At 33.6% G+C, this 20,122-nt stretch carries 28 protein-coding genes; 22 read left to right on the top strand and 6 right to left on the bottom strand.

Features of this window, described 5'->3' with window-relative positions; genetic code table 11:
- Positions 1-698: 698 nt before the first annotated feature.
- Positions 699-1,901, top strand: coding sequence for a site-specific integrase (locus tag ACMHJ2_RS12675; RefSeq protein ID WP_413513226.1), 1,203 nt, complete (start codon positions 699-701; stop codon positions 1,899-1,901).
- A 26-nt stretch (positions 1,902-1,927) separates the two neighbouring features.
- Here the strand turns inward: ACMHJ2_RS12675 and ACMHJ2_RS12680 are convergent, their stop codons facing one another.
- The 4 genes from ACMHJ2_RS12680 to ACMHJ2_RS12695 are packed head-to-tail and all read right to left on the bottom strand — an operon-like array spanning position 1,928 to position 4,545.
- The gene (locus tag ACMHJ2_RS12680) at positions 1,928-2,803 is read right to left on the bottom strand and encodes a hypothetical protein (protein WP_413513227.1); all 876 of its coding nucleotides are present in this window, start codon (positions 2,801-2,803) and stop codon (positions 1,928-1,930) included.
- A gap of 7 nt (positions 2,804-2,810) precedes the next feature.
- A complete protein-coding gene (locus ACMHJ2_RS12685) occupies positions 2,811-3,311 on the bottom strand; it encodes a hypothetical protein (RefSeq protein ID WP_413513228.1) in 501 nt (166 codons plus the stop codon).
- 54 nt (positions 3,312-3,365) lie between these two features.
- Positions 3,366-3,800 carry a hypothetical protein gene (locus ACMHJ2_RS12690; RefSeq protein ID WP_413513229.1) on the bottom strand — a complete coding sequence of 145 codons (435 nt, stop codon included), beginning with the start codon at positions 3,798-3,800 and terminating at the stop codon, positions 3,366-3,368.
- A 49-nt stretch (positions 3,801-3,849) separates the two neighbouring features.
- Positions 3,850-4,545 carry a helix-turn-helix transcriptional regulator gene (locus ACMHJ2_RS12695; RefSeq protein WP_413513230.1) on the bottom strand — a complete coding sequence of 232 codons (696 nt, stop codon included), beginning with the start codon at positions 4,543-4,545 and terminating at the stop codon, positions 3,850-3,852.
- A 176-nt stretch (positions 4,546-4,721) separates the two neighbouring features.
- On the opposite strand from ACMHJ2_RS12695, the gene ACMHJ2_RS12700 reads away from it, so the two are divergent.
- From ACMHJ2_RS12700 to ACMHJ2_RS12740, 9 genes are all read left to right on the top strand, one after another.
- Complete coding sequence (locus ACMHJ2_RS12700; protein ID WP_413513231.1) at positions 4,722-4,964, top strand: hypothetical protein; 243 nt, start codon at positions 4,722-4,724, stop codon at positions 4,962-4,964.
- 2 nt (positions 4,965-4,966) lie between these two features.
- Complete coding sequence (locus ACMHJ2_RS12705; RefSeq protein WP_413513232.1) at positions 4,967-5,230, top strand: helix-turn-helix domain-containing protein; 264 nt, start codon at positions 4,967-4,969, stop codon at positions 5,228-5,230.
- Between the two features lie 436 nt (positions 5,231-5,666).
- A complete protein-coding gene (locus tag ACMHJ2_RS12710) occupies positions 5,667-6,089 on the top strand; it encodes a hypothetical protein (RefSeq protein ID WP_413513233.1) in 423 nt (140 codons plus the stop codon).
- A 2-nt stretch (positions 6,090-6,091) separates the two neighbouring features.
- Positions 6,092-6,796, top strand: a complete 705-nt coding sequence (locus ACMHJ2_RS12715) for a hypothetical protein (RefSeq protein WP_413513234.1) — start codon at positions 6,092-6,094, stop codon at positions 6,794-6,796.
- Between the two features lie 55 nt (positions 6,797-6,851).
- Positions 6,852-7,121: a hypothetical protein gene (locus ACMHJ2_RS12720; RefSeq protein ID WP_413513235.1), complete on the top strand. Its 270-nt coding sequence runs from the start codon at positions 6,852-6,854 to the stop codon at positions 7,119-7,121.
- Complete coding sequence (locus ACMHJ2_RS12725) at positions 7,093-7,473, top strand: HNH endonuclease signature motif containing protein (protein WP_413513236.1); 381 nt, start codon at positions 7,093-7,095, stop codon at positions 7,471-7,473. Before ACMHJ2_RS12720 ends, ACMHJ2_RS12725 begins: the two co-directional genes overlap by 29 nt.
- Complete coding sequence (locus tag ACMHJ2_RS12730; RefSeq protein ID WP_413513237.1) at positions 7,454-7,882, top strand: hypothetical protein; 429 nt, start codon at positions 7,454-7,456, stop codon at positions 7,880-7,882. The genes ACMHJ2_RS12725 and ACMHJ2_RS12730 overlap by 20 nt, the downstream gene beginning before the upstream one ends.
- Before the next feature lie 2 nt (positions 7,883-7,884).
- Positions 7,885-8,526, top strand: a complete 642-nt coding sequence (locus ACMHJ2_RS12735; protein WP_413513238.1) for a helix-turn-helix domain-containing protein — start codon at positions 7,885-7,887, stop codon at positions 8,524-8,526.
- Positions 8,527-8,528: 2 nt separating this feature from the next.
- Positions 8,529-10,004: a replicative DNA helicase gene (locus ACMHJ2_RS12740; RefSeq protein WP_413513239.1), complete on the top strand. Its 1,476-nt coding sequence runs from the start codon at positions 8,529-8,531 to the stop codon at positions 10,002-10,004.
- Positions 10,005-10,050: 46 nt separating this feature from the next.
- On the opposite strand, the gene ACMHJ2_RS12745 is transcribed toward ACMHJ2_RS12740, so the two are convergent.
- Positions 10,051-10,368 (bottom strand): hypothetical protein, encoded by a 318-nt coding sequence (locus tag ACMHJ2_RS12745; protein ID WP_413513240.1) that lies wholly within the window; start codon positions 10,366-10,368, stop codon positions 10,051-10,053.
- A 244-nt stretch (positions 10,369-10,612) separates the two neighbouring features.
- Between ACMHJ2_RS12745 and ACMHJ2_RS12750 the strand changes: the two genes are divergently transcribed.
- The 8 genes from ACMHJ2_RS12750 to ACMHJ2_RS12785 all read left to right on the top strand — a co-directional run bounded on the left by ACMHJ2_RS12750 (position 10,613) and on the right by ACMHJ2_RS12785 (position 14,704).
- The gene (locus ACMHJ2_RS12750) at positions 10,613-10,846 is read left to right on the top strand and encodes a hypothetical protein (protein ID WP_413513241.1); all 234 of its coding nucleotides are present in this window, start codon (positions 10,613-10,615) and stop codon (positions 10,844-10,846) included.
- A 238-nt stretch (positions 10,847-11,084) separates the two neighbouring features.
- Positions 11,085-11,303: a hypothetical protein gene (locus tag ACMHJ2_RS12755; RefSeq protein WP_413513242.1), complete on the top strand. Its 219-nt coding sequence runs from the start codon at positions 11,085-11,087 to the stop codon at positions 11,301-11,303.
- The gene (locus tag ACMHJ2_RS12760; protein ID WP_413513243.1) at positions 11,288-11,599 is read left to right on the top strand and encodes an HNH endonuclease; all 312 of its coding nucleotides are present in this window, start codon (positions 11,288-11,290) and stop codon (positions 11,597-11,599) included. Before ACMHJ2_RS12755 ends, ACMHJ2_RS12760 begins: the two co-directional genes overlap by 16 nt.
- A gap of 108 nt (positions 11,600-11,707) precedes the next feature.
- Entirely contained in the window at positions 11,708-12,208 is a 501-nt protein-coding gene (locus tag ACMHJ2_RS12765) for a P27 family phage terminase small subunit (protein ID WP_413513244.1), read from the top strand.
- The gene (locus tag ACMHJ2_RS12770; RefSeq protein WP_413513245.1) at positions 12,201-12,524 is read left to right on the top strand and encodes an ASCH domain-containing protein; all 324 of its coding nucleotides are present in this window, start codon (positions 12,201-12,203) and stop codon (positions 12,522-12,524) included. Before ACMHJ2_RS12765 ends, ACMHJ2_RS12770 begins: the two co-directional genes overlap by 8 nt.
- A 4-nt stretch (positions 12,525-12,528) precedes the next feature.
- Entirely contained in the window at positions 12,529-14,238 is a 1,710-nt protein-coding gene (locus ACMHJ2_RS12775; protein ID WP_413513246.1) for a terminase large subunit, read from the top strand.
- A 15-nt stretch (positions 14,239-14,253) separates the two neighbouring features.
- Positions 14,254-14,508 carry a hypothetical protein gene (locus tag ACMHJ2_RS12780; RefSeq protein ID WP_413513247.1) on the top strand — a complete coding sequence of 85 codons (255 nt, stop codon included), beginning with the start codon at positions 14,254-14,256 and terminating at the stop codon, positions 14,506-14,508.
- Complete coding sequence (locus ACMHJ2_RS12785; RefSeq protein ID WP_413513248.1) at positions 14,501-14,704, top strand: hypothetical protein; 204 nt, start codon at positions 14,501-14,503, stop codon at positions 14,702-14,704. Before ACMHJ2_RS12780 ends, ACMHJ2_RS12785 begins: the two co-directional genes overlap by 8 nt.
- Here the strand turns inward: ACMHJ2_RS12785 and ACMHJ2_RS12790 are convergent.
- Positions 14,697-16,541 (bottom strand): P-loop NTPase fold protein, encoded by a 1,845-nt coding sequence (locus ACMHJ2_RS12790; protein WP_413513249.1) that lies wholly within the window; start codon positions 16,539-16,541, stop codon positions 14,697-14,699. The two genes, ACMHJ2_RS12785 and ACMHJ2_RS12790, sit on opposite strands and share 8 nt — an antisense overlap.
- 190 nt (positions 16,542-16,731) lie before the next feature.
- Between ACMHJ2_RS12790 and ACMHJ2_RS12795 the strand changes: the two genes are divergently transcribed.
- The 4 genes from ACMHJ2_RS12795 to ACMHJ2_RS12810 are packed head-to-tail and all read left to right on the top strand — an operon-like array spanning position 16,732 to position 20,114.
- Entirely contained in the window at positions 16,732-17,853 is a 1,122-nt protein-coding gene (locus ACMHJ2_RS12795) for a phage portal protein (protein ID WP_413513250.1), read from the top strand.
- A complete protein-coding gene (locus tag ACMHJ2_RS12800) occupies positions 17,846-18,439 on the top strand; it encodes an HK97 family phage prohead protease (RefSeq protein WP_413513251.1) in 594 nt (197 codons plus the stop codon). The genes ACMHJ2_RS12795 and ACMHJ2_RS12800 overlap by 8 nt, the downstream gene beginning before the upstream one ends.
- Before the next feature lies 1 nt (position 18,440).
- Positions 18,441-19,712: a phage major capsid protein gene (locus ACMHJ2_RS12805; protein ID WP_413513252.1), complete on the top strand. Its 1,272-nt coding sequence runs from the start codon at positions 18,441-18,443 to the stop codon at positions 19,710-19,712.
- 3 nt (positions 19,713-19,715) lie between these two features.
- Entirely contained in the window at positions 19,716-20,114 is a 399-nt protein-coding gene (locus tag ACMHJ2_RS12810; RefSeq protein ID WP_413513253.1) for a hypothetical protein, read from the top strand.
- Positions 20,115-20,122: the final 8 nt, after the last annotated feature.

A 20,122-nucleotide genomic window follows, 5' to 3' on the forward strand; every position in this document is an offset into this window, starting at 1 on the left:
TCAAATAATAAATATTAATAAAGCTGCTTAACTAATTGTCCGAATTTCATTAGGATATCCATCTATCTCTTTTTTTAATATACGCTCTTACTAATAAAAACAATACTTTATTTTAAAGACTAAGAGTAGGGGAGATTGAGCCTATTTTTGAAGTAGAAATAGCCCTAATATCACTTTTATTGTATAACTATTTTTTCAACTTAATTGATTCGTAAAGTATAATAGTAAAAATTGTTAAAAATCAATATTTTTAAACAAAATAGTAAAGATAAAAAGGTATATGAGATAGTATGTAAAAGTATCCGAAAAATAAAAGCGTACAAATCCGAGCATAAAAAAAAGCCTAACTATTTGATTATCAATAGTTAGGCTTTTTTATCTGTGGAGTCGCCGACAGCACTCTAATAATATTTAAACATTTCTTTTAAGAGATCCTGAATCAACATAAATTATTTATTATAAACAACTTAGGTGTTTGATTATTTTGATAAAGCATCTCGTTTTTTCTCGTTTATTCTTAGGTAGTTTTGTGAAACTATACAAAAGCTATACAAATTTGTATCTTTGTTATTACTAAAAAAAAAACATGATATGGCAACTGTTAGCTTTCTATTCCGAACAACAAAAGACAAGGCAAAGTTAAAGCTTAGATTCTTTTTTAGAAAAGATAATGTGAATTCTTTTTTAGAAAAGATAATGTGAATTCTTTTATAGAAACGAATACTAATATTTTGGTTACTCGTGAGTACTGGGAGAAATATCACAATGCTATTCGTGTAAAGGATATTGTATATAGAAATATGCAAAATGATATCCATAATGAAATAAACGCTATAGAAAATTTTGTTCTTGAAAAAGCTGAGGGTAAAGATGTTTCATTCTATGATAAGAATTGGCTGAATGAAATTATTGATCAGTTTTACAATCCCAATAATGCTGTTGAAACTGGAGAGGGTGCGAAAGTCGAAAAAGTTTCTGAAGTATTGTTGGATTGGTTTGATATTTATAAGGTGGACCGAAAGAGAAATACTTCAGATGCTACCATTCGAAAAGTAAATGTGATAAAGCAGCTTGTTGATCGATACCAAAAAGATAAGAGGAGGAAGCTTCTGGTTAAAGATGTCGATGTCAAATTTTGCACCAAGTTTGAAGAATATTGCTATGAAAACGGGTATTCAACAAACACCATATCAAGAACTATTGTATTTATTAAGACAATTTGCAACCATGCTAAGGCGAATGGCGTGGTAGTGAGTCAAACATTTGACTTGGTTAAAACCAAACGAGAAAAAGTAAAGAGCATTTATCTTAATGAAAAAGACATTCTTAAAATTGAAAAATTAGAGGATTTATCAGAAACTTTAGACAATGCACGTGACTGGTTATTAATATCGTGTTATACAGGCCAAAGAGTGTCTGATTTCATGCGTTTTGAAAAAGATATGATAAAGTATCATACAAATAAAAAAGGCGAGCTAAAAGCAATTCTTGAGTTTATGCAGCAAAAAACAAGTAAGCTTATGAGTATTCCACTTTCCTCAAAAGTGCTAGATATCTTGGATAAACGAGAGGGGGAATTTCCGCGTGCTATCTCTGATCAAAAATATAACGATTTCATTAAAAAAGTTTGTGAAAAAGCGGAACTTAATGAACGGGTAGAAGGAACCAGGAAAGTTGAGATTACTAAGAAGGTTTGGCGTAATAAAAAGGGAATCTTTAAAAAATGGGAAATTGTTAGTTCACATATTGGCCGTCGCTCTTTTGCAACAAATAACTATGGTAAAATTCCAACTGTTTTCTTAATGAATATGACTGGGCATAGTACTGAGAAAATGTTCTTAACCTATATAGGGAAAGGCTCCAAAGACATTGCAATGGAGCTTAGTGAGTATTTTGATTAAAGAAAAGTACTTGTATAATACTTTTTCTATTTAGCTTTTGAATTTTGGATATTATCTAGTATTGATAATGTGTTTGAGAATATAGTATCAATGTTGCCTAATGTGAATGATTTTTGATGGAACATATCAGTAGACTCTTTAAACTTTTTAAAATTAATATATAATAAAAAGCCATTGTCTGGAGTAATATTTATATTTCTTGTTAAAAATTCATTTAAATCGATTAATACCCTTTCTGTAATATTAGTAAGGTCTTTAATGTGTTGGTCTCCAAATTGTTGATTTTTTTGATTGTAGTCATGATGTAGTTCTAGTATTTTAGCTAAATTATCTATTATTGAATAAATCGATTTATGAATAATGTATGTGTCTATAGAATTATTTTTATTGGTAATAAAGTAAATTATTACTAAATCTCTATTTTTATAAGTATCTCTAATAATAGAAGCTGTTTTTGAAAAGAAATATTTGTTCTGAAATGCAGATATTTTTTTGCTTACTTTTTGATTTTCAAGTAAATTTTCTTCTATTTTAGATTTAGTTTTTTCAACGTCTTTTGAAATTGTTTCTATTTTAGTAGTTGATTCTTTTAATTTCTCAATATCATCATCAACTCTTTTAAATGAAAAAACAGCTCCCAGTGCAATTAATACAGTGAAAAACGTAATAATGATGGTTATAGAAGTATTGAAACTGTTTAATACTAGATTGTCTTTAAAATTAGATACAAATATAGCGTCATTAAGTTCGGGAATATTCTGCTCTGAAAGATCCTCCACATTTTTTTTAATAGCTGCTACTTCTGTCTTTGTATGATAAATTTGCGTTACTAAATAAATATTTATTGCAACTGATAAAAAAAGGATCATTCCTATTTTGTAGTTTTTTAAAAATTGAGTCATGATTTTATTAAATATATTTTATTAACTCTTCTTTAATTACATTATACTGTTCCTGTGTAATAACTTCTAAATCTAATAGTTCTTTGCTTTCCTTTAGTTTATCAATCGCTTGTTGACGAGTTAAAGTTCCTTTTGGATTAATAATTTCGCCAGCTTCAAGTGCGTTTTCATAATCAACATCTACTGTTAGTAATCCGTATCCCTTAAAGCTAATCCAAATAGTAAAACCTGATTTTTCTTTGCCGTAAGATTTGATTTTATGAATAGTAAAAGGTTTTCCTCCATGGGTAGCATGCATTCTTCCCCCGCCTTGAGAAATGTATCTGAATCCGTCAGGATCCATTGCTTTTCCAATCATTAGGCTATCGCCGACTTTAATGATATCTCCATTTTTGGATTTATATTCTGTAAATGATTGATTGTTTTGGGATAATTTATTATACTCAGCGGTTTGAGCAACGGAAATACATGCTACGAACAATGTTAATATGGTTAATATTTTTTTCATTTTAGTAAGACAATTTAGTTGATTGCTATCTTGTTGTTTTTAAAAACTAGATAGTTAGTCGTAAAGTAAATCATGTAAATCCGCAGGGATATTGTTCCTTTTGTTTAAAGGAATTGGAAAATACCCAATTTCCTCAATTTTAGTAGGGGGTAATGCGGTTACTTTGACAAATATTAATTTACCTATTGGTTTGTCATTATTGATTAATGAAACACCTAATAGACTATTGTAAATTTTTAAAATTGAATCTGTTGGTTGTCCTTTAGTTCTATCAAGATTAGCCATTAAAAATGTTGTTTCTTTGATGTTCTTTTTTATCGAATCGACATTTGAAGTAGTAATTTGATTGATTTGAAGTACTTCTATATTTAGTAATTCTCTATCAAATACTTTTAATTGACTATTCATGAAATCTTCAATAGTATTGTATTCTTCTTGAGTATACTCATCGTTTTTATGCTCTTTTTTACATGCAATAGTGATAAGCAAGAGGATTATTATTAGTAATAGTTTTTTCATCATTAATAAGGTGATTCAATTATCTTCTTCTATCTCTCATTACTTTGACAACGTTAAACAACTTGTCAATGTGAGATAAATTTAACACTTTATTTTCAAACATGGGGTTTAATGAGTGAATGGTGATATTTCCTGAGTCAACGTCATGATCAATGATGCGTTTGACGATAACACCTTCTTCCTGATCCACAATGACAAAATCCCATTGGTTGATATGTAGTTTACTTCTCCAATAGTCTTTCGATACGTTTCTACATACTAGGATATCTCCATCAAACAGAGATTCTTCCGGGTGTTCTTCGGAGATCATGCTATCGCCCGATACCTCAAAGCATACATACTCGCCTTTGGGCTCTTGTTCTTGGGTTAGTATAACGGGTACTGTTGGTAAGGTGTCCATATAATTTTCGTCAGCAAAACCACTAAGATAGCCAGCTTTCGCATATTGCGAAACTAATGGAACATATTTTACAATTCCTGCAGTTATTGGAATTGCTTCTTGCTTTTTCTCTTTGCCTTTAATCATTTCTCCTTCACCAGTAAGTAGCCATTTTTCGTCTATATCTGGATACGCCTTGAGTATTTGCTCTAATTTTGAGACGCCGATATCCTTCACTTTATCTAAAAAACCATTAGAAAGACCTGTTTCTTTATAAAATTTACTTTTATTTATTTCTTTTAACTCTATGATTTTCAGTATTCTATCTATAAGCATTTGAAAATATTTAGATTATTTACTAATTATTGTTTTTATATTTGAGTATATACTCTATATTTGTATTGTCAATACATATAATGAGAACTATTGTTAACGTGTATTGTCTTGACAAGACAACAGACAAAAGTACAATAATTATGCTAACAGATTGATAAATAGTAAAAATGATTCATATGATTATAATTTCACCTGTAAATGAGGATATGGCAAAAAAAGTAAATTCATTGAAGATACTCAATGAATTTGTGAGTAAAGGCTTTGTTGAGAGAAAGGCGTTTGTGCAAGTTGTTATGGATGAGTGTGCTGAATTAAGAAATTATGATGGTATGACGAAGCTTAACAACTTTTGGGCTCTGAGAGATTTTTCTCTCAATGATAAACTTGAACAAGTATTAGAAAATTTAAAACAATCATAGTTATGAGTGGAAAATTAATATTAGAAGGTATTACTACATCCGCATTTATTGAAATGATTGCAGATGTTGTGGTTGAAAAACTAAAATCAGCTAAGGAACAAGATGTCCTTATGACTCGTCATGAAGCAGCAAAGTATCTGAGAATTGGGTTATCTACTTTAAGTCGATGGACTAGTGAAGGTCGTGTTCCTAGTCATGGAATAGGAGGTAAGATTTATTACTATAAATCTGAGATAGAAAGTGCAATGGAAACTCTAAAGGTTTGAATTATGGTTTATCAAACTTTCGAGCAGTCCTGGCAAATATTTAGTAACAAGTTAATCCAACAAATCGATGAAGCATATATCAGAGATTCTAAAAAAAATACCTGCGGTGGCCATGATAGGGCAAAACTGCAAGGTGAAACAAACAACAGTTAATCCGGCTAAGTGTGAAGCAAAAACTAAAGCATGTCATCCAATGGATGTTTTCGCGGGAATTGAAAAATGTAGGAAATGCGGAAAAGGATTCTGATTGATGTTTTGTGGCCCGCGTTTTTGGGCGCGCTAATGGCGGTTTTGCTATTCAGTCTAACAATTTAAAATTACAACAAGGAGTAAGGTGATTGGTTCACAACCTCATAGACATTTAATTTTTTTGTATCCCTTCAGGTTCGAATCCTGGCTCCTTGGCTAAACTATTTTTTTAATCAAAACTATTTGTATGGAAGCAAAAATCTTTCAAGAAATTCCTTTAAAGGATCGGTTGCAGTATATAAGAGATAATGCTGCGGCTTCTGAAACAAAAACTTATCAGCGTCAGCTGGATAAGGAAGAAGTGATCAAACTTCAAAATGAGTATGCTCAAAAAGCAATTGAATTGAATATTGCAGAAGAGGAGCTTAAAAGACATCGCGAAGGTTTTAAAGCAGTGGCTAAGCCTTTGAAGGTTGAATTATCAACCTTGATGCAAGGAATTAGAACTTCATCTGAAGAAATTACGGAAGAGGTGTACCTATTGGCTGATATGGATGAGCAAATGATGGGTTATTATAATGCGGAGGGTGAATTGATTTACTCCCGTCCATTGCTTGCGAAAGAACGTCAGTTTTCAATTACAAGTTCAACAATGTCTAAAATTAGTTAAATATGAGTGATTTAAAATTAACCGTAGAAAACGGTGTTAACCAGTTAGAGATAAGAGAAGGAAAAGCAATTGACTTGCATACTGGTCGTGATGTTAGTGTTAGTGGAACTATTGTGGCAGTGTCTGAGTTCTTATCAAAAGAAAATATTAGTTCGAGTGCAATTTTAGATTCGCACATTGTTTTTTCTATTGATATGATGACAATTGGGCTTGTATATGGATTAACCGAAAGGCATCCGCATGAGGTTAGGGGATCCATTCAGTTGAATCCCGATTTAGAGAAATTCAAAATAAATTCAGGAAATAGTTATACAACTTTTGAGTTGGCTGATTTTATCAAAATGAATCGCCATTATTTTGAATCAAAACCTGTTGCTATGCAACTTGTTTCTGAGTTGAAAAACTTCAAAGCAAAGGTTGATAAAGAAATTGAGAATTCTTCTAATGATCGAGGTAATAGACGAATGTTGTTGAATCAAGTAATTGACTCTAATATCCCAGAGAGTTTTGTATTAGAATTACCCGTGTTTAAAGGTCAACCAAAGGCAAGAGTTATTGTTGAAATAAACATTAATGATGACTTTACTTGTGCGCTTATTTCGCCTGATTTGAAAGAATTTATTCTCTTAGAATCTGAGACCTTAATTAATCAGGAATTGGATTTGATTAAAGAAATGCATCCGCAATTGCGTATTTATCAAAAGTAGTTCAATAGACCAAGTTGTCTCTTTTGGACAACTTGGTCAAATTTACTTTTAGAGTATGAAAAAAAAGAAACGATTTTGGACTGTTGAAGAGGATCTTTTTCTCGTAGAAAATTATCCCGATGGCGATATCCAGCATATTTGTAAAGTTTTAAATCGAACCTATAGTTCTGTAACAGGTAGAGCGCCTTTATTAGGGGTTCGTCGATCTGCTGAAAAATTGAAAGAGATAGGTTGTAATTCTGCTTTTATTGAGGCAGGTAAAAAAACGCTCTTTACAAAAGGGCAAGAATCCTGGAATGCTGGTACTAAAACCGCTTGGACATGAACGAATTGATAAAGAAGGATATGTGTGGATTAAATATAAAGATGAACGTAAAGCATCGTCTAATTATGAATTGAAGCATCGCATTATATGGATGAATATAAATGGCTTAATTCCAAAAGGTTATAATATTATTTTTCTAGATGGAGATCGTATGAATTTCACTTTAGAAAATCTGCAATTGGTCTCGAATAAGGATAATATGACGCGGAATTTTATGAGTGATCAAGCTATTGCTAAAAAGTTTATTGGAGAGTCAAAAAGTAGTAAAGATATTATGCCTTTAATTAAGATGAAGCGTGCAGAATTATTGTTGAATAAAAAAATAAGAGAGCATGTTAACGAAAATAAATAAGTATATCGGCTGTAAGATTAGATATGAAGGTGTGGAGTGCTTGGTTAAAAATGTAAAGCAGATATCAACCAATATAACCCTTTATACAGACAAGCGTACATGGGTTTTACTACCTTCTCAAGTTGAATATTTTCTTGAAACGGTTCATGTACTGGATGAACCCTCAAATATGATTGTTGTTAAAGAAGTAGAGGGTGATGTTCGTGTTGCTCAAGCTACCTCTGAAACAACAATTGGAAACCGCGCAGATAAAGTGTCGGATGGATTGTTAGCTATGTTTGATTCGCTTTCAGAAGGCAAACCTTCTAAGGAAAGTCTGGAGAAGGCTAAGGCGATGTTTCAGGTAGCGAACGCTATTGTGAGTGTTGAAAAGATAAAGTTAGATTATTATAACTTATTGAAGAAATAATTATGGAGCCATCATTTTATGCTATCATACCTGCAACAGTTAGGTATGATGAACGGTTACGTCCTAATGCAAAATTGCTTTATGGTGAAATTACGGCTTTGGCTCAGCGTGAGGGGTTTTGCTGGGCAGGTAATGATTATTTCGCTGATTTGTATAAGGTTGATGTGAAGACAATTTCTAGATGGGTTTCTCAATTAGAAAAATATGGTTATGTATCAGTTGAGCTTTTAAAAAATCAAGGAAATAAACGCAAAATAGGTATTGACAAAATAGTCACTACCTATGGACAAAAAAGTCACGAGGTAGTGACGAAAAAGTCAATAGCTAGTGACGAAATAGTCACCTCTAATATAAGGATGAATAATACAGAGAATAAGGCGCTCGATTTTTTCAAAGAAAATAATCCAAGTTTATACGAAACTTTCTTAATGCAATATCAATCGAAAATCAAAGATTTTCAAAAGTTCTGCGAGTTGTTTAATTGCAAAGTTGATGAAGAAGATTTGGAGTGGACGGGTAAAAAGATAAATGCGCGATTAACGCGATTTGCAATCAACTACATCGAGAACGAAAATAAAGCATTTGGAAAACAACAACCTCCAGTGCAACAACAAACACAACAATATTCTAAAAACAGTTTTTAATCATGGGTCAAACAATTTCAAAAGGTTTAGTTCCTCCGCATTCAAAGGATACTGAAGAAACAGTACTCGGTGGAATGATCAACAATAAACAAGCATTGGATGAAGCAATGCAAGTGATCAAGGATTCTTCTGTGTTTTATGTTCCGGAGCATATGCAAATCTTTGAAGCGGTTCAAGAATTGTATTCAAGTTCGTTACCCGTGGATATGATTAGCGTATCACAAAAGCTAAGAACAAAGGGAGTTACTGCTGAAGGGCTGATTGTCGGGCTTGTTCAAAATAGTATGTCGGCAGCACACATCGAGTACCACTCTAGAATTCTTTTGCAATACAAACTGAGAAGAATGATTGTGAGTTTTAACTCGCAAATGAGTGCATCTGCAATGGATGAGAGTATTGATGTATTTGATTTGCTTGCGCGTTGGAACAAAGAGTTCGATATGGTTACGGAGTTAATCACAACGGGACGTTCTAGTGTAACCATCGCAGAATCTTTACAAGATCTAGCGAAGCGATTGGAGTTCATTTCTAAAAGCACAGGTGAGAGCAAAGTGACTGGAGTTCCGACAGGATTTAAGCGAATCGATGCATATACGTCAGGTTATCAAAATGGAGATTTAGTAATTGTCGCTGCGCGTCCTGGTATGGGGAAAACGGCAAAGGCATTAAAGACAGTGATTGAGAATGCAAAGGTTGGTAATTCGGTTGGAGTGATCTCTTTGGAAATGCCAGTGTTGCAATTGACTTCAAGGATGGTTTCGATTGATACGAACTTTCATCTAGGACAGCTGATGAAAACAGGATTTGATAAACCTGAATACTTTCAAACGTTTATGATGCACTCAGGTCGAATGGCTAAGTATCAAATCGTAATGAAAGATTCAGGAGTGAATGATATCTCGGATATTATTGTTGAAGCAAGGAGTTGGAAACGCAAACATGATATAAAGCTTCTAGTTGTTGATTACTTGCAACTCGTGAGTGATAAAACAAAGGGCAATAACCGAGAGAATGAGGTGAGTTCGGTGAGTCGTAGATTGAAGCTCTTAGCTAAAGAATTAGATATTCCGGTTGTAGTTATGTCGCAATTGTCTAGAGCGGTTGAAACGCGTGGTGGTTCTAAGCGTCCGTTGTTGTCTGACCTTAGAGAATCGGGATCTATAGAACAAGATGCGGATATTGTTGAGTTTATCTACCGACCAGAGTATTATAACATCGAGATTAATGGGAATCCTGAGTATGATGAAATGACTAGGCAAGGAGCTGATACAGAGATAATCTTTGCTAAGTATCGCGCTGGTTCTGTTGGTACAACGTATTTGAAATGGATTGGTGATAAGACAAAGTTTATTGATCCAACAGATAGTAACGAGAATGGAAGTAATCAACAGGAATCGAATGTGTATAGTAATCCTAGTGAGTATGTTCCGACGGTGAGTGCTGCTGACGCTTTTGGGGATGATGATACACCGTTTTAAGAATAAAAGCATCCTTAACGAATTAAGAATGCTTTCGAGATTTATATTAGTATGCTTGTTTTGCTGGTATACTAATCCAATCGGGTATAAAACTTTTAACTGTTACGTAACTAGGAAATTTATTGTTAACACAGTAGTAGTCTTGAATCCATTCAAAAATTGTTTCGTGTGGGACAGTTCCAACGCTTGTGCTACAAATTTGAATAATATAGGTGCCTCTTAAATCGAATTGACCTACACATCTTGTTACAAATTCTAAATCTAAGGTGCACATAACAGGTGGATAAGTAGGTGGCCCAATAGGTTTTTGAGCAAAAGCTACAATTGATAGCATAAAAGCTAATACTAAAAGTAATTTTTTCATAATAAATATTTTAAAATTGGTTTTTCTAAATGTACAAAATGTTAATGTAAATAAAAAAAAACAGTATTGGTGATTAACAAAGTATACAGTTTATCTGTATTTAAAGCTTTCCACTTGTAGTAAGTGGTTTATAATTATAAAAAAAAGTATAATATTAAAATTAAACCACATTGTATTTTGGTGGTACTACAAAAGAGTTCCGGTTTTCTTTCATAAGTGGACTGTTTTAAAAAGTATTCAGATTTTGGTTTCCAATTATGAAAATGCTGAATATAGATTTAAAGGGTTAGAAGAAGTTTGTTCTAACGCATCGAAGCGTGAAAGAGAGATGAGGACTGAAGTAAGTAATTTGAAATTAAAGTTTATGGGTGTTTCTGATGTTGAAGTCCAGCAATTAAATAAAATGCTTGGGACTGACTTAAAAGGTGTTTCTAAACAAGAAGTAATTAAAATTAAAGGATATGGCAAAGATAGGTAAGACAGTTGAGTTGGATAACATGGATTTGTAAGTGGTTTAAGATTATGAATAGTATAGATATTTTTAGAGGGAATGATATTTTGTTTAGTCTGCAAAGTTCTGTGGTTCCGGAAGTCGGAGAGTGGATTTGGTTTGATTGTAGTGTAGATAAATCTGTGTGCTATAAGGTGACAAGTAGGTCTTTTGATTTAGATAAAGTTAAGGGATTGTTCAAAATAAATTTATTTGTTGAAAGAATATGGTAACAGATACGGTAAGTAAAAGAGTGATACTTGAAGAGTTAGAAGAGAATACTCATCCGGAAATGGTAGAAGATGTTATTGTTTGGGCATTAGAGTATTATGCAGAAAACAAAAAAGAAAATACATGGGGCAAGACAATAGCAGGTGCTATCGTTAATCGAATTAAAACAGAGGAAGCTAAAGAAAACGATAAGTTAAGATGGCAAAGAGAATAGATAGTGTTAAACGTCCTTGGGTAGTAGAACGTAAGCCGTTTGAACGAAATGTAAGAAGCAACTCAGAGTTCTATAACTCGAGAGCGTGGCGCAAGTTGAGACGTTCGTTCTTAGATGCGAATCCGTTGTGTGTACAATGCGAACGTGAAGGAGAGGTTACTCCTGCTACTGTAGCGGATCATATCCAACCGATTAACCGAGGAGGTGAACGACTGAGTGAAGACAACCTTCAACCGATGTGTGCGAGCTGTCACAATAAAAAATCCGCTCGCGAATCGCATGGGGATATGGGGTAAAATCTCCCGAGAATATGCTCCCTGTACATCGCATGTTAGTCACATTTTTACTCACGATGAATTTAGGGGAGGGGGGTATGAATAATTGATAACTAATATTTTACAAAAATGAAAGAGAATAAACTTTTAAACATGAGTGGTGAAATTGTAGAATGGGAAAATGCAACTACCACTGGAAAGAATCAGCAACTTTATGATGTCTTGGATAAGCTTCCAGCCGCAATGGCAAAGTTCAATTTGACAAAGGACCAGAAGTTTTGGTACAAATATTTTGGTGAGCAGTTGGTGAGTTCAAATAAATTGACCAAGCCCGATTTAGTTCACTTGCATCGATTAGCAACAACCATTGATTTTTATATTCAAGCGGAAGCTGAAATCAATTCGAGAGGTTTTCAAGGCGGACTGATTCAAACTTTTTCAACCGGAGCAACAAACGTGAGTGGCTATGTGACGATTCGTGAAAAGATGATCAAAGATATGGATGAGCTGTCGAAACACTTTGGGTTCTCATTCAAGGATAGAAATAAATTGGTGGATGTGCCAAAAGGAGATCCTGGACAAGGTGACTTGTTTGCAGGTTTTTTAAATCAAAAATATAGTAATGGATGATAAAATAATATTGCATTTAACACTCAAGAAGAAATGGTTTGATATGATACTTTCAGGTATTAAAAAAGAAGAATATAGAGAAATCAAACCTTATTGGATTAAAAGATTAGTTGCTAATCCGTTGTTGAGTGGTATTGTTTATAAAAGATTTACACATGTGGCTTTTAAAAATGGATACAATAAAAATTCAAGAGAAATTTTGGTTGAAGTAGAAGATATTAGAACGTCAAAAGGAAAAGTTGAATGGGGAGCTACAGAAGGAGTGAAGTGTTTTGTAATAGAATTGGGTAAGATTGTTCAAGCAAAGAATATGTAGCACTATGAAACTAACAAAAGAAATGCTTTCCTCACCGGCTTTTCAGTATGCAGAAATGGTGAGGAGTGAAAAGCTGAAAACAGGGAAAAAAATACAGCTCGCAGTTGCGCGGTTTTACAAGTTCATTGAAGAAGCAGATACGAAAGGATTCGCTATTGATCACGACAAAGGAATGCGAGCGGTTAATTTCTTTCCAAACTTTCTAAATCATACAACTGGAAAAATGGCAGGCCAACGTTTTTTTTTAGCTCCTTTTCAAGCGTTTACCATTTACAATATTTTCGGATGGATCAACAAAGAGACGGGAGTGCGTCGATTTAATACGGTCTATGATAAACGTGCGAAGAAAAACGGAAAAACCGCAGAAATGGCGGGGCTTGCTTTATACTGTATGTCGTTTGATATGGAAATGGGAGCGCAAATCTATGTTGGAGCAACCAAAGAAGAACAAGCGAAAATCTGTTGGAACCAAGCTAAAATGTTTATCGATTCGCCTGTGTCTAATTCAAATTTGAGTAAGATGGGATTCCAATGTTTTCAAAAGGAAATTAAGTTTGGAAGAACACAATCGGTTATGATGCCGTTAGGAGGTGATTCTAAAACGCAGGATGGAATTAACGCTCACGTGGCAATCATTGATGAGTATCACGCCCATAAAGACGATACGGTTAAGGAAAATTTAGAATCAAGTTCGGTCTCAAGGAAGCAACCAATTACCTATCATATCACAACAGCCGGTGTAAACTTAATGAGTGCTTGCAAACGATATGAAGAAGCGGTTACTGAAGTCTTAGAAGGAAGAAATCAAGATGATCACCTTTGGATCATGATTCACGATTTAGACGAAGGGGATGATTGGGAAAATGATGACAACTGGTTTAAAGCAAATCCGCTTTTGAATTTTGGATTAGATATCGATAATATTCAAAAGGAATACATCAAGGCGCGGAATCAACCAAGTAAGATTCCAAACTTTAAAACGAAGCACTTGAATATGTGGGTGGATGCGCCAACGATATGGATTCCCAATGAAATATGGATGGCCAATAAAGTAGATGAAATTCCGATGGAAAAGTTTACGCAATTCGGTTCTTTCGGTGCACTTGATCTTTCAACGACAACAGACATCACTTGTTATTTGGCGGTTTCTGAACCTGATGAAGAAATGAATCGATACGTAAAACCTTATTTCTTTTGTCCAAAAGATACGATTGAGCATCGAAGTAAAGAGGATCGGGTTCCTTATCAGTATTGGGTAGATGCGGGATATCTAATCGCAACCCCTGGCAATGTGGTGGACTACGAATATGTAAAAGATACGATTCGTTCAACCTACAAAGAATTGAATGTAAATCGCATTGAAGCGGATAAATGGAACTGTGAGCAAATGGCTCAGGAACTTACCGAAGAGGGAATGGAGGTGAGTTTCTTTAGCCAGGCAATAGGAGTGATTTCTTTTCCTACAAAGCAGTTTGAAAAGCTGACCTATGAAGGAAAAATAAAACACGACGGCAATCCGATTCTGCAATGGATGCTTTCAGGTTGTATTGTTTATCGCGATGCGAATGACAACATCAAGGTCCACAAAGGACAATCCAATAAAGGAGGAAAGCGAATCGATGGAATTATTGCAATTATTATGGCGCTGGGTGGATCAATGTCGATAGAGGAAGGAGGAAAATATAGCAAACCTGGAGCTGAAGTTTATATTTAACCAATACGATGAATTATGACGATAACACAACATCATTTAGCAGTTCAGGCAGAAAATGAACGGCTGAAAAAAGAAAATGAATTGATGAAGCGGATTGCTTCGACGGAAGGGTTTTATGATTTTTATTTTAAACATATCACTAAATATTCTTCTCGTATTGATGCATTTAACTATGTGAATGGATTGTATGAGAAATATTTTGGCATAAAGCGATATGCTAATTATTGGAGTTTTAAACGTACGATTAATCGTAAATTAAGTAATGTATGAAAAGGTTTTTGAGTTTTATTTTGTTGGTGGTGTTGGGGGTAAGTATTATGATGTTAACTACACGTTACTGTTTGAGTTTGAATTTGTCCAATGGTTTTTTATAAGACAGTTATTGATTTATTTGTTGATTGGCTTTGAAGCCTATGTTTTTGGGAGAGTTTTTATTGAAACATTAAAATTAAAAGGCGCTAATTAGCGCCTTTTAATTTTAATGTTTCTAATAGCTCAGTTAAGTTATAATTTCGTATGAATTGATTTTCTAAGTTATTTTTTTTGTTTTCTAACTCATTAATTATCTCGTTAATTTTTGCTTTATCCTTTTCTTCTGAATTATTATCGTTATAAATAGGTGTGTACCCATTAAATATATAGTCATTGAAGTATTTTAAATTACTGTTTGTTAAATTAAGAATAGCATTTGATAAAGCTATACTATCAGTGTTTGCAAATATCGGAAGAGTATTCATATGCTTATTCTCGCTATGAATATATTCGTAAAATAACTTTTTGAAGTTGTTAATATCGTTTTCTGCTAAGTAGTTTATTAAGCTTTTGTAACTTTCTAAAGTATGTAATTTTTTTGCATTAATTAGTATTTTTTTTATGTCGTTTATGAATTGATCGTATTTTTTGTTTCCATTTAAGATATTACTATTGAAATTTGAAATAAATCTATGATTATAAAATTGTTGATCAGTAAAATAAGGCTTTAGATTTAGTTGACTTAATAGCTCTAAGTATTTTGTAGTTACTGAAGTTGTGTCTATTTTTTTTAATTTAATATAATTAAAATGCAATAAGTAGAAAGCGTATTTATATAGTTCATCCTGTGGTGTGTTATCAAAAAAATCATTTTTCATAGTCTCATAAGATGTTAAAAATACTTCCTCATCAACATACTGCCAATTGCTTAAATAATCTAAAACTGACACCTTTTCCTTTTTATATGAGTATTCAGTTATTACATTAATGGTTTCTGTTAATTCTTCATATTCGAAACTTTTAATGTAAAGATAAATGTGTTCTTTTAAAATATGATCGTTAAAATTTGCATCTATTATTGGGGGGTATATAGAACGGTATTTATCAATAATACTTTTCTTTTCTTTCGTTGTATTACTGGATGAGAAATTTCTTAAATTATAGGCTGAATTGAATGCAAAATAATATTCATCGTGCTCACTTACTTTTGATTCTAAATAGTAAGTTATTATAAGAGATAAAATATATTGATAAAATTGTTTATATTTTTCATTATAATCTATTTTAGAAAATATGAAATCAAAAGAATTAATAGCCCTTTTCATTAGTCTAATATTATCAAAACATGATAGTTTAAAAATACTAATTAGTAAATCTATTTCTTGCTTTAAAAATATTTTAGATTTTTCATGCTCTATAGCATTAATTATATCATTAAAAATTTGATTATAATCAATATTAATTTGTAAAGTATTGCCAATAACTTTTTCTTTTATGCTAGAGTAGTCATCGGATTTAATTTTATCTTCATCAGCTATTAATATTACTTTGCAATTATTGTGCTCTGATAAATCATTTATGTAGCCTAAGGTTTCTTTTATGTTTAGTTGGCATCTTTCAAGATCGTCAAAAATAAGAACCTTGTTACCTTTGATTTTGTCATTATCACTTTTAAATAACGATAAAACATCTACCTCTACACTTAGGTCATTTGAATCAGATAAATCTATTTTTAATAAGCCTTTAACCGCTCCATTGCTTATTTTTTTTAAAAATCTAACGCCTTTGGTTTGTAGTATTGGGTATAATGCTTCATTTATTTTTGTGTTTATTTGACTTAATGTGGTAACTCCATTTAAAGAAATATAAATAGGTTTTAACTGAATATAATTTCCGTTTTTTATTTTATGTTCTGACCATTTTTGTATAAGTTTTTTAATAAAAAAAGTCTTTCCAATACCCCAACGTCCGTTAAGCATTACTGCATATTCTATGTTTTCGCTTTCTACGTAGTTATTTAAAAAATTTATTATATGTCTATTTTTACTCATTTCTTCTTGTTTAGTAGGTTATGCTTTAAATATATAATTTTTTTTGAAACTTCGGGAACAAAGTTCCCACCTTGTCAAGGTTTTGCTACTTAAGTTTGCTATGTAATCATCAAATGATAAGATAGTGTTTGGATTCTTAGGTAGACTTTTTAAAACTTCTGACAGTTCGATTTCTTCGGACATTTCCTTCATGGGTTCTCCAGTAGAAGGAACGATAGCTACTGCTTCATCTGCATTGACATTGTCTGCATTCTATAATGCGGTTGATCAGATAAGCAATGATATAGCTAAACTACCTAAATCGGTTTTTAAGAAAGATGAGGATAGCCGTGAGAGATATTCGGATCATCCATTGAATTATCTAATAGCAACAGAGCCATCAAGTTTAATGACAGCTTTTGATTTTTGGAAAGCAGTTGTATTACAGGTGATTTTGAAAGGAAATTGTTATGTGCGTATTCATCGCAATAGCTTCGGTGTAGAAGAAAAACTAATCATTCAAGATAGCTATAATGTGGATGTTAAGCGCGTTGATGATGAATTGTTTTACGTGATAAAAGGAGAGGTGTTTCTATCTAGCGATATCCTTCATTTCAAAGCATTCAGCATCGATGGAATCATGGGGGTTTCAGTAATCAAATGGGCAGCCTATAATCTAGGAGTAAATCTAGATGCACAAAAATACGCTTCTACTATTTATAATGACCGTGGTATTGGGTATGGTGTTATTGAGAGTGATAAGCAGGTGCTAAATGATGCTAAAAAACTTATCTCAGAAGGATTTACTAAAAAGATGTCTGAGAAGAATAAGTTTAAAGTACCTGTTCTTGATGAAGGCCTGAAATATAAATCTATTAGTGTAACTCCTGAAGAAGCTCAATTCTTAGAAACCAATAAATATTCGGTTACAGAAATTGCCCGTTGGTTGAATATTGCACCACATAAGCTTAAGGATCTTACCAATGCAAACTATTCGAACATACAAGCGCAATCTATTGAACATGTTCAAGATTCTTTGCTTCCCTGGACTACACGAATTGAGCAAGAATTAAACAGAAAGATGTTTGCTCGTGAAAGCGCTGAATCTCTATACGTGAAGTTTAATGAAAAGGTTTTACTAAGAGGGGATTTGGAAGCAAGACAGAAGTTTTATTCAGCTATGGTTTATGCAGGGATAATGACTAGAAATGAAGTAAGGGCCTTAGAAGATTTGAATCCGCTTGAAGGATTAGATGAACCACTAACTCCTGTGAATATGGAATTGTTGGGCTTTATGATTGATAAAAATAAAAAGGAATTGAAGAATGAGTAAGGTAGTTAGAGAAGCGGTTGTACGAGTTTTAACTGAAGAGCAGATTGAGAATAGACAAGCTGAGTTTGTGATTAGTTCGGAAACTCCAGATACATACGGAACGGTTTTTAAAATAGATGGTTGGGAGTTGGAGCGATATGCACTTAATCCAGTGGTGTTATATGCACATAAATCCTATTCCGATGATCCGGATATGGTAATTGGTACTTCAGTTGTGAGGGTTGAAAATGGAGAGTTAATTGCTACAGTAACCTTTGAGAATGCGGAGGATAATCCATTGGCAGAAAAAGTGTTTCGAAAAGTTCAAAACGGAACACTTCGAATGGCATCTATTGGAGCGGATATTCACGATTGGCACTGGGGTGATTTTGATGAAGGTGAGAATCCTGATTTATTGTACTTCGATAGACAATCACTGTTAGAATGGAGTATCGTTCCGATTGGAAGTAATCCTGATGCGTTGAAGCGATCAGCAGAATACAAAAGTGACTTTGAACAAAGATTTCCTAAGGCAAGGGGAGATGTGAGAAATAAATATGCAGTTAGAGCTGCTTTGGTTGATTTAAAAATTAAAATGTTAAAGTAAGATGAAAAAATCTGATTTATTAAAGCAGAAAAGAATGGCTCTTCTGCAACGTCAACAAGCGATATACAAGTTGGTTGAAACAGACGATAGAGAATTGTCTCCGGAAGAACAAACTGAATTAGACAGTTCTGATACAGAGATTTCGAAACTAGATGGTGAAATTGAAACAGCTGAGAAGCACGAGGAAAGACAAAGAAGATTTGCTGGGTTAGCAGGTGCTTCAGTAGGTGGTGGAGAAGGAGCGGAAATTGAAAAGATTGCAAAACGTTTCTCATTTTTAAAAGCAGCAAGAAGTGTTGTTTCTGGTGCTGCCTTGGACGGTTTAGAAAAAGAAATGAATGACGAAGCTGTGAGAGAGGCTGATAAATTGCATTTAGGATTCGACACTAACAATAGTTTCTCTATTCCTGCTTCTATGGTTCGCGCAACTGGGCAAACAGTTACTGAAGATTCAGGAAAGTTTGGAGGAAAGCTGGTTCCTACAGATATTAATGTAGTCGAAGGTTTTATCCCAAGGTTGTTCCTGGAAGATGTAGGTGCGAGTTTCTTATCAGGATTAGTTGGAAATGTTTCTTTACCTAAATTTTCAGAATATGATTACAAATGGTTAGCTGAGCGCGAGAGAATTATTTTGAAAGCAGAAGATATCGACGGACCAATTATGAAGCCGAAAAGAGCTGGTGCTGGAGTTTCTGTTTCGAAACAGTTGATATTGCAGTCGTCTGTTGCTGTAGAGAATATGCTTTACAATAAGTTGCGTTTTGCAGCTGCAAGAGCCTTGAATAAAGCAGCTTTGAATGGCGATGGTGTTAAAGAGCCTCTAGGTATTTTGAATATGACAGGTGTTCAGCTTGCGAAAGCTGTTGCAGAAGAGGAAATGTCTTATGAAGCGGCTGTGGAGTTATGGGGGTTGATTGCTGGAGCGAATGCAGATGCAGGAAATGAAGTGTTTATCCTTAATTCGAAATTAGCTGCAGCGGCAAAAACAACTAAAAAGGATGCTGGAAGCGGGCGTTTTGTAATGGAGAATGGATTAATTGACGGGCAAAAAACAATCGTTACCAATTTAGTTGAAGAGTTAGCTGGCTTGCAAACGTTGATTTATGGAAACTTTTCCGAGTTGTACATTGGTCAATGGGGTGGAGTAAACTTTACGGCTGATACGGTTACAGGAGCTAGTACAGGAGAGGTATTGTTGTATTCTAACTTGTATGCAGATATTCAATCGGCTAATCCTGAAGCGTTCGCAGTAAATAAATTCTTAAAAGCGTAAGCCATGAGTACAGATAATAAAAAACAAGGATCAGAAGTAGAAAAAGCTCCTGTTCTTTCAGAACAAGTAGAAACAGTTTCTAATGCAAATGTTGGAGAATTAGAAGAGAAAGTGACAGCATTAGAAGCTACTGTTTCTGAAAAAGACAACTTGATTCAGACTTTAGAAAATGAAAAGGCTGAATTGCAAAGTAAGTTGGAGAAGGCTGAAGCTAAAGTTGTGGAGTTAGAAAAGAAACTTCCTAAAGCAGTAAAAGTAAAGAAAAACGAAGTTCTTATTCGTTTCACTTTGTCTCCAGCGGGGAAATTTAAACTTCCTTACAATGTAGGTCAAGAAGTGGCGCTACATGAGGAAGTCGCAGCGGAAATCGTAGAAGCGAAATACGCAGAATACGTTAAATAAAAATCTTT

It is taken from the genome of Myroides odoratus (assembly GCF_965118575.1).
Classification (GTDB): domain Bacteria; phylum Bacteroidota; class Bacteroidia; order Flavobacteriales; family Flavobacteriaceae; genus Flavobacterium; species Flavobacterium odoratum_B.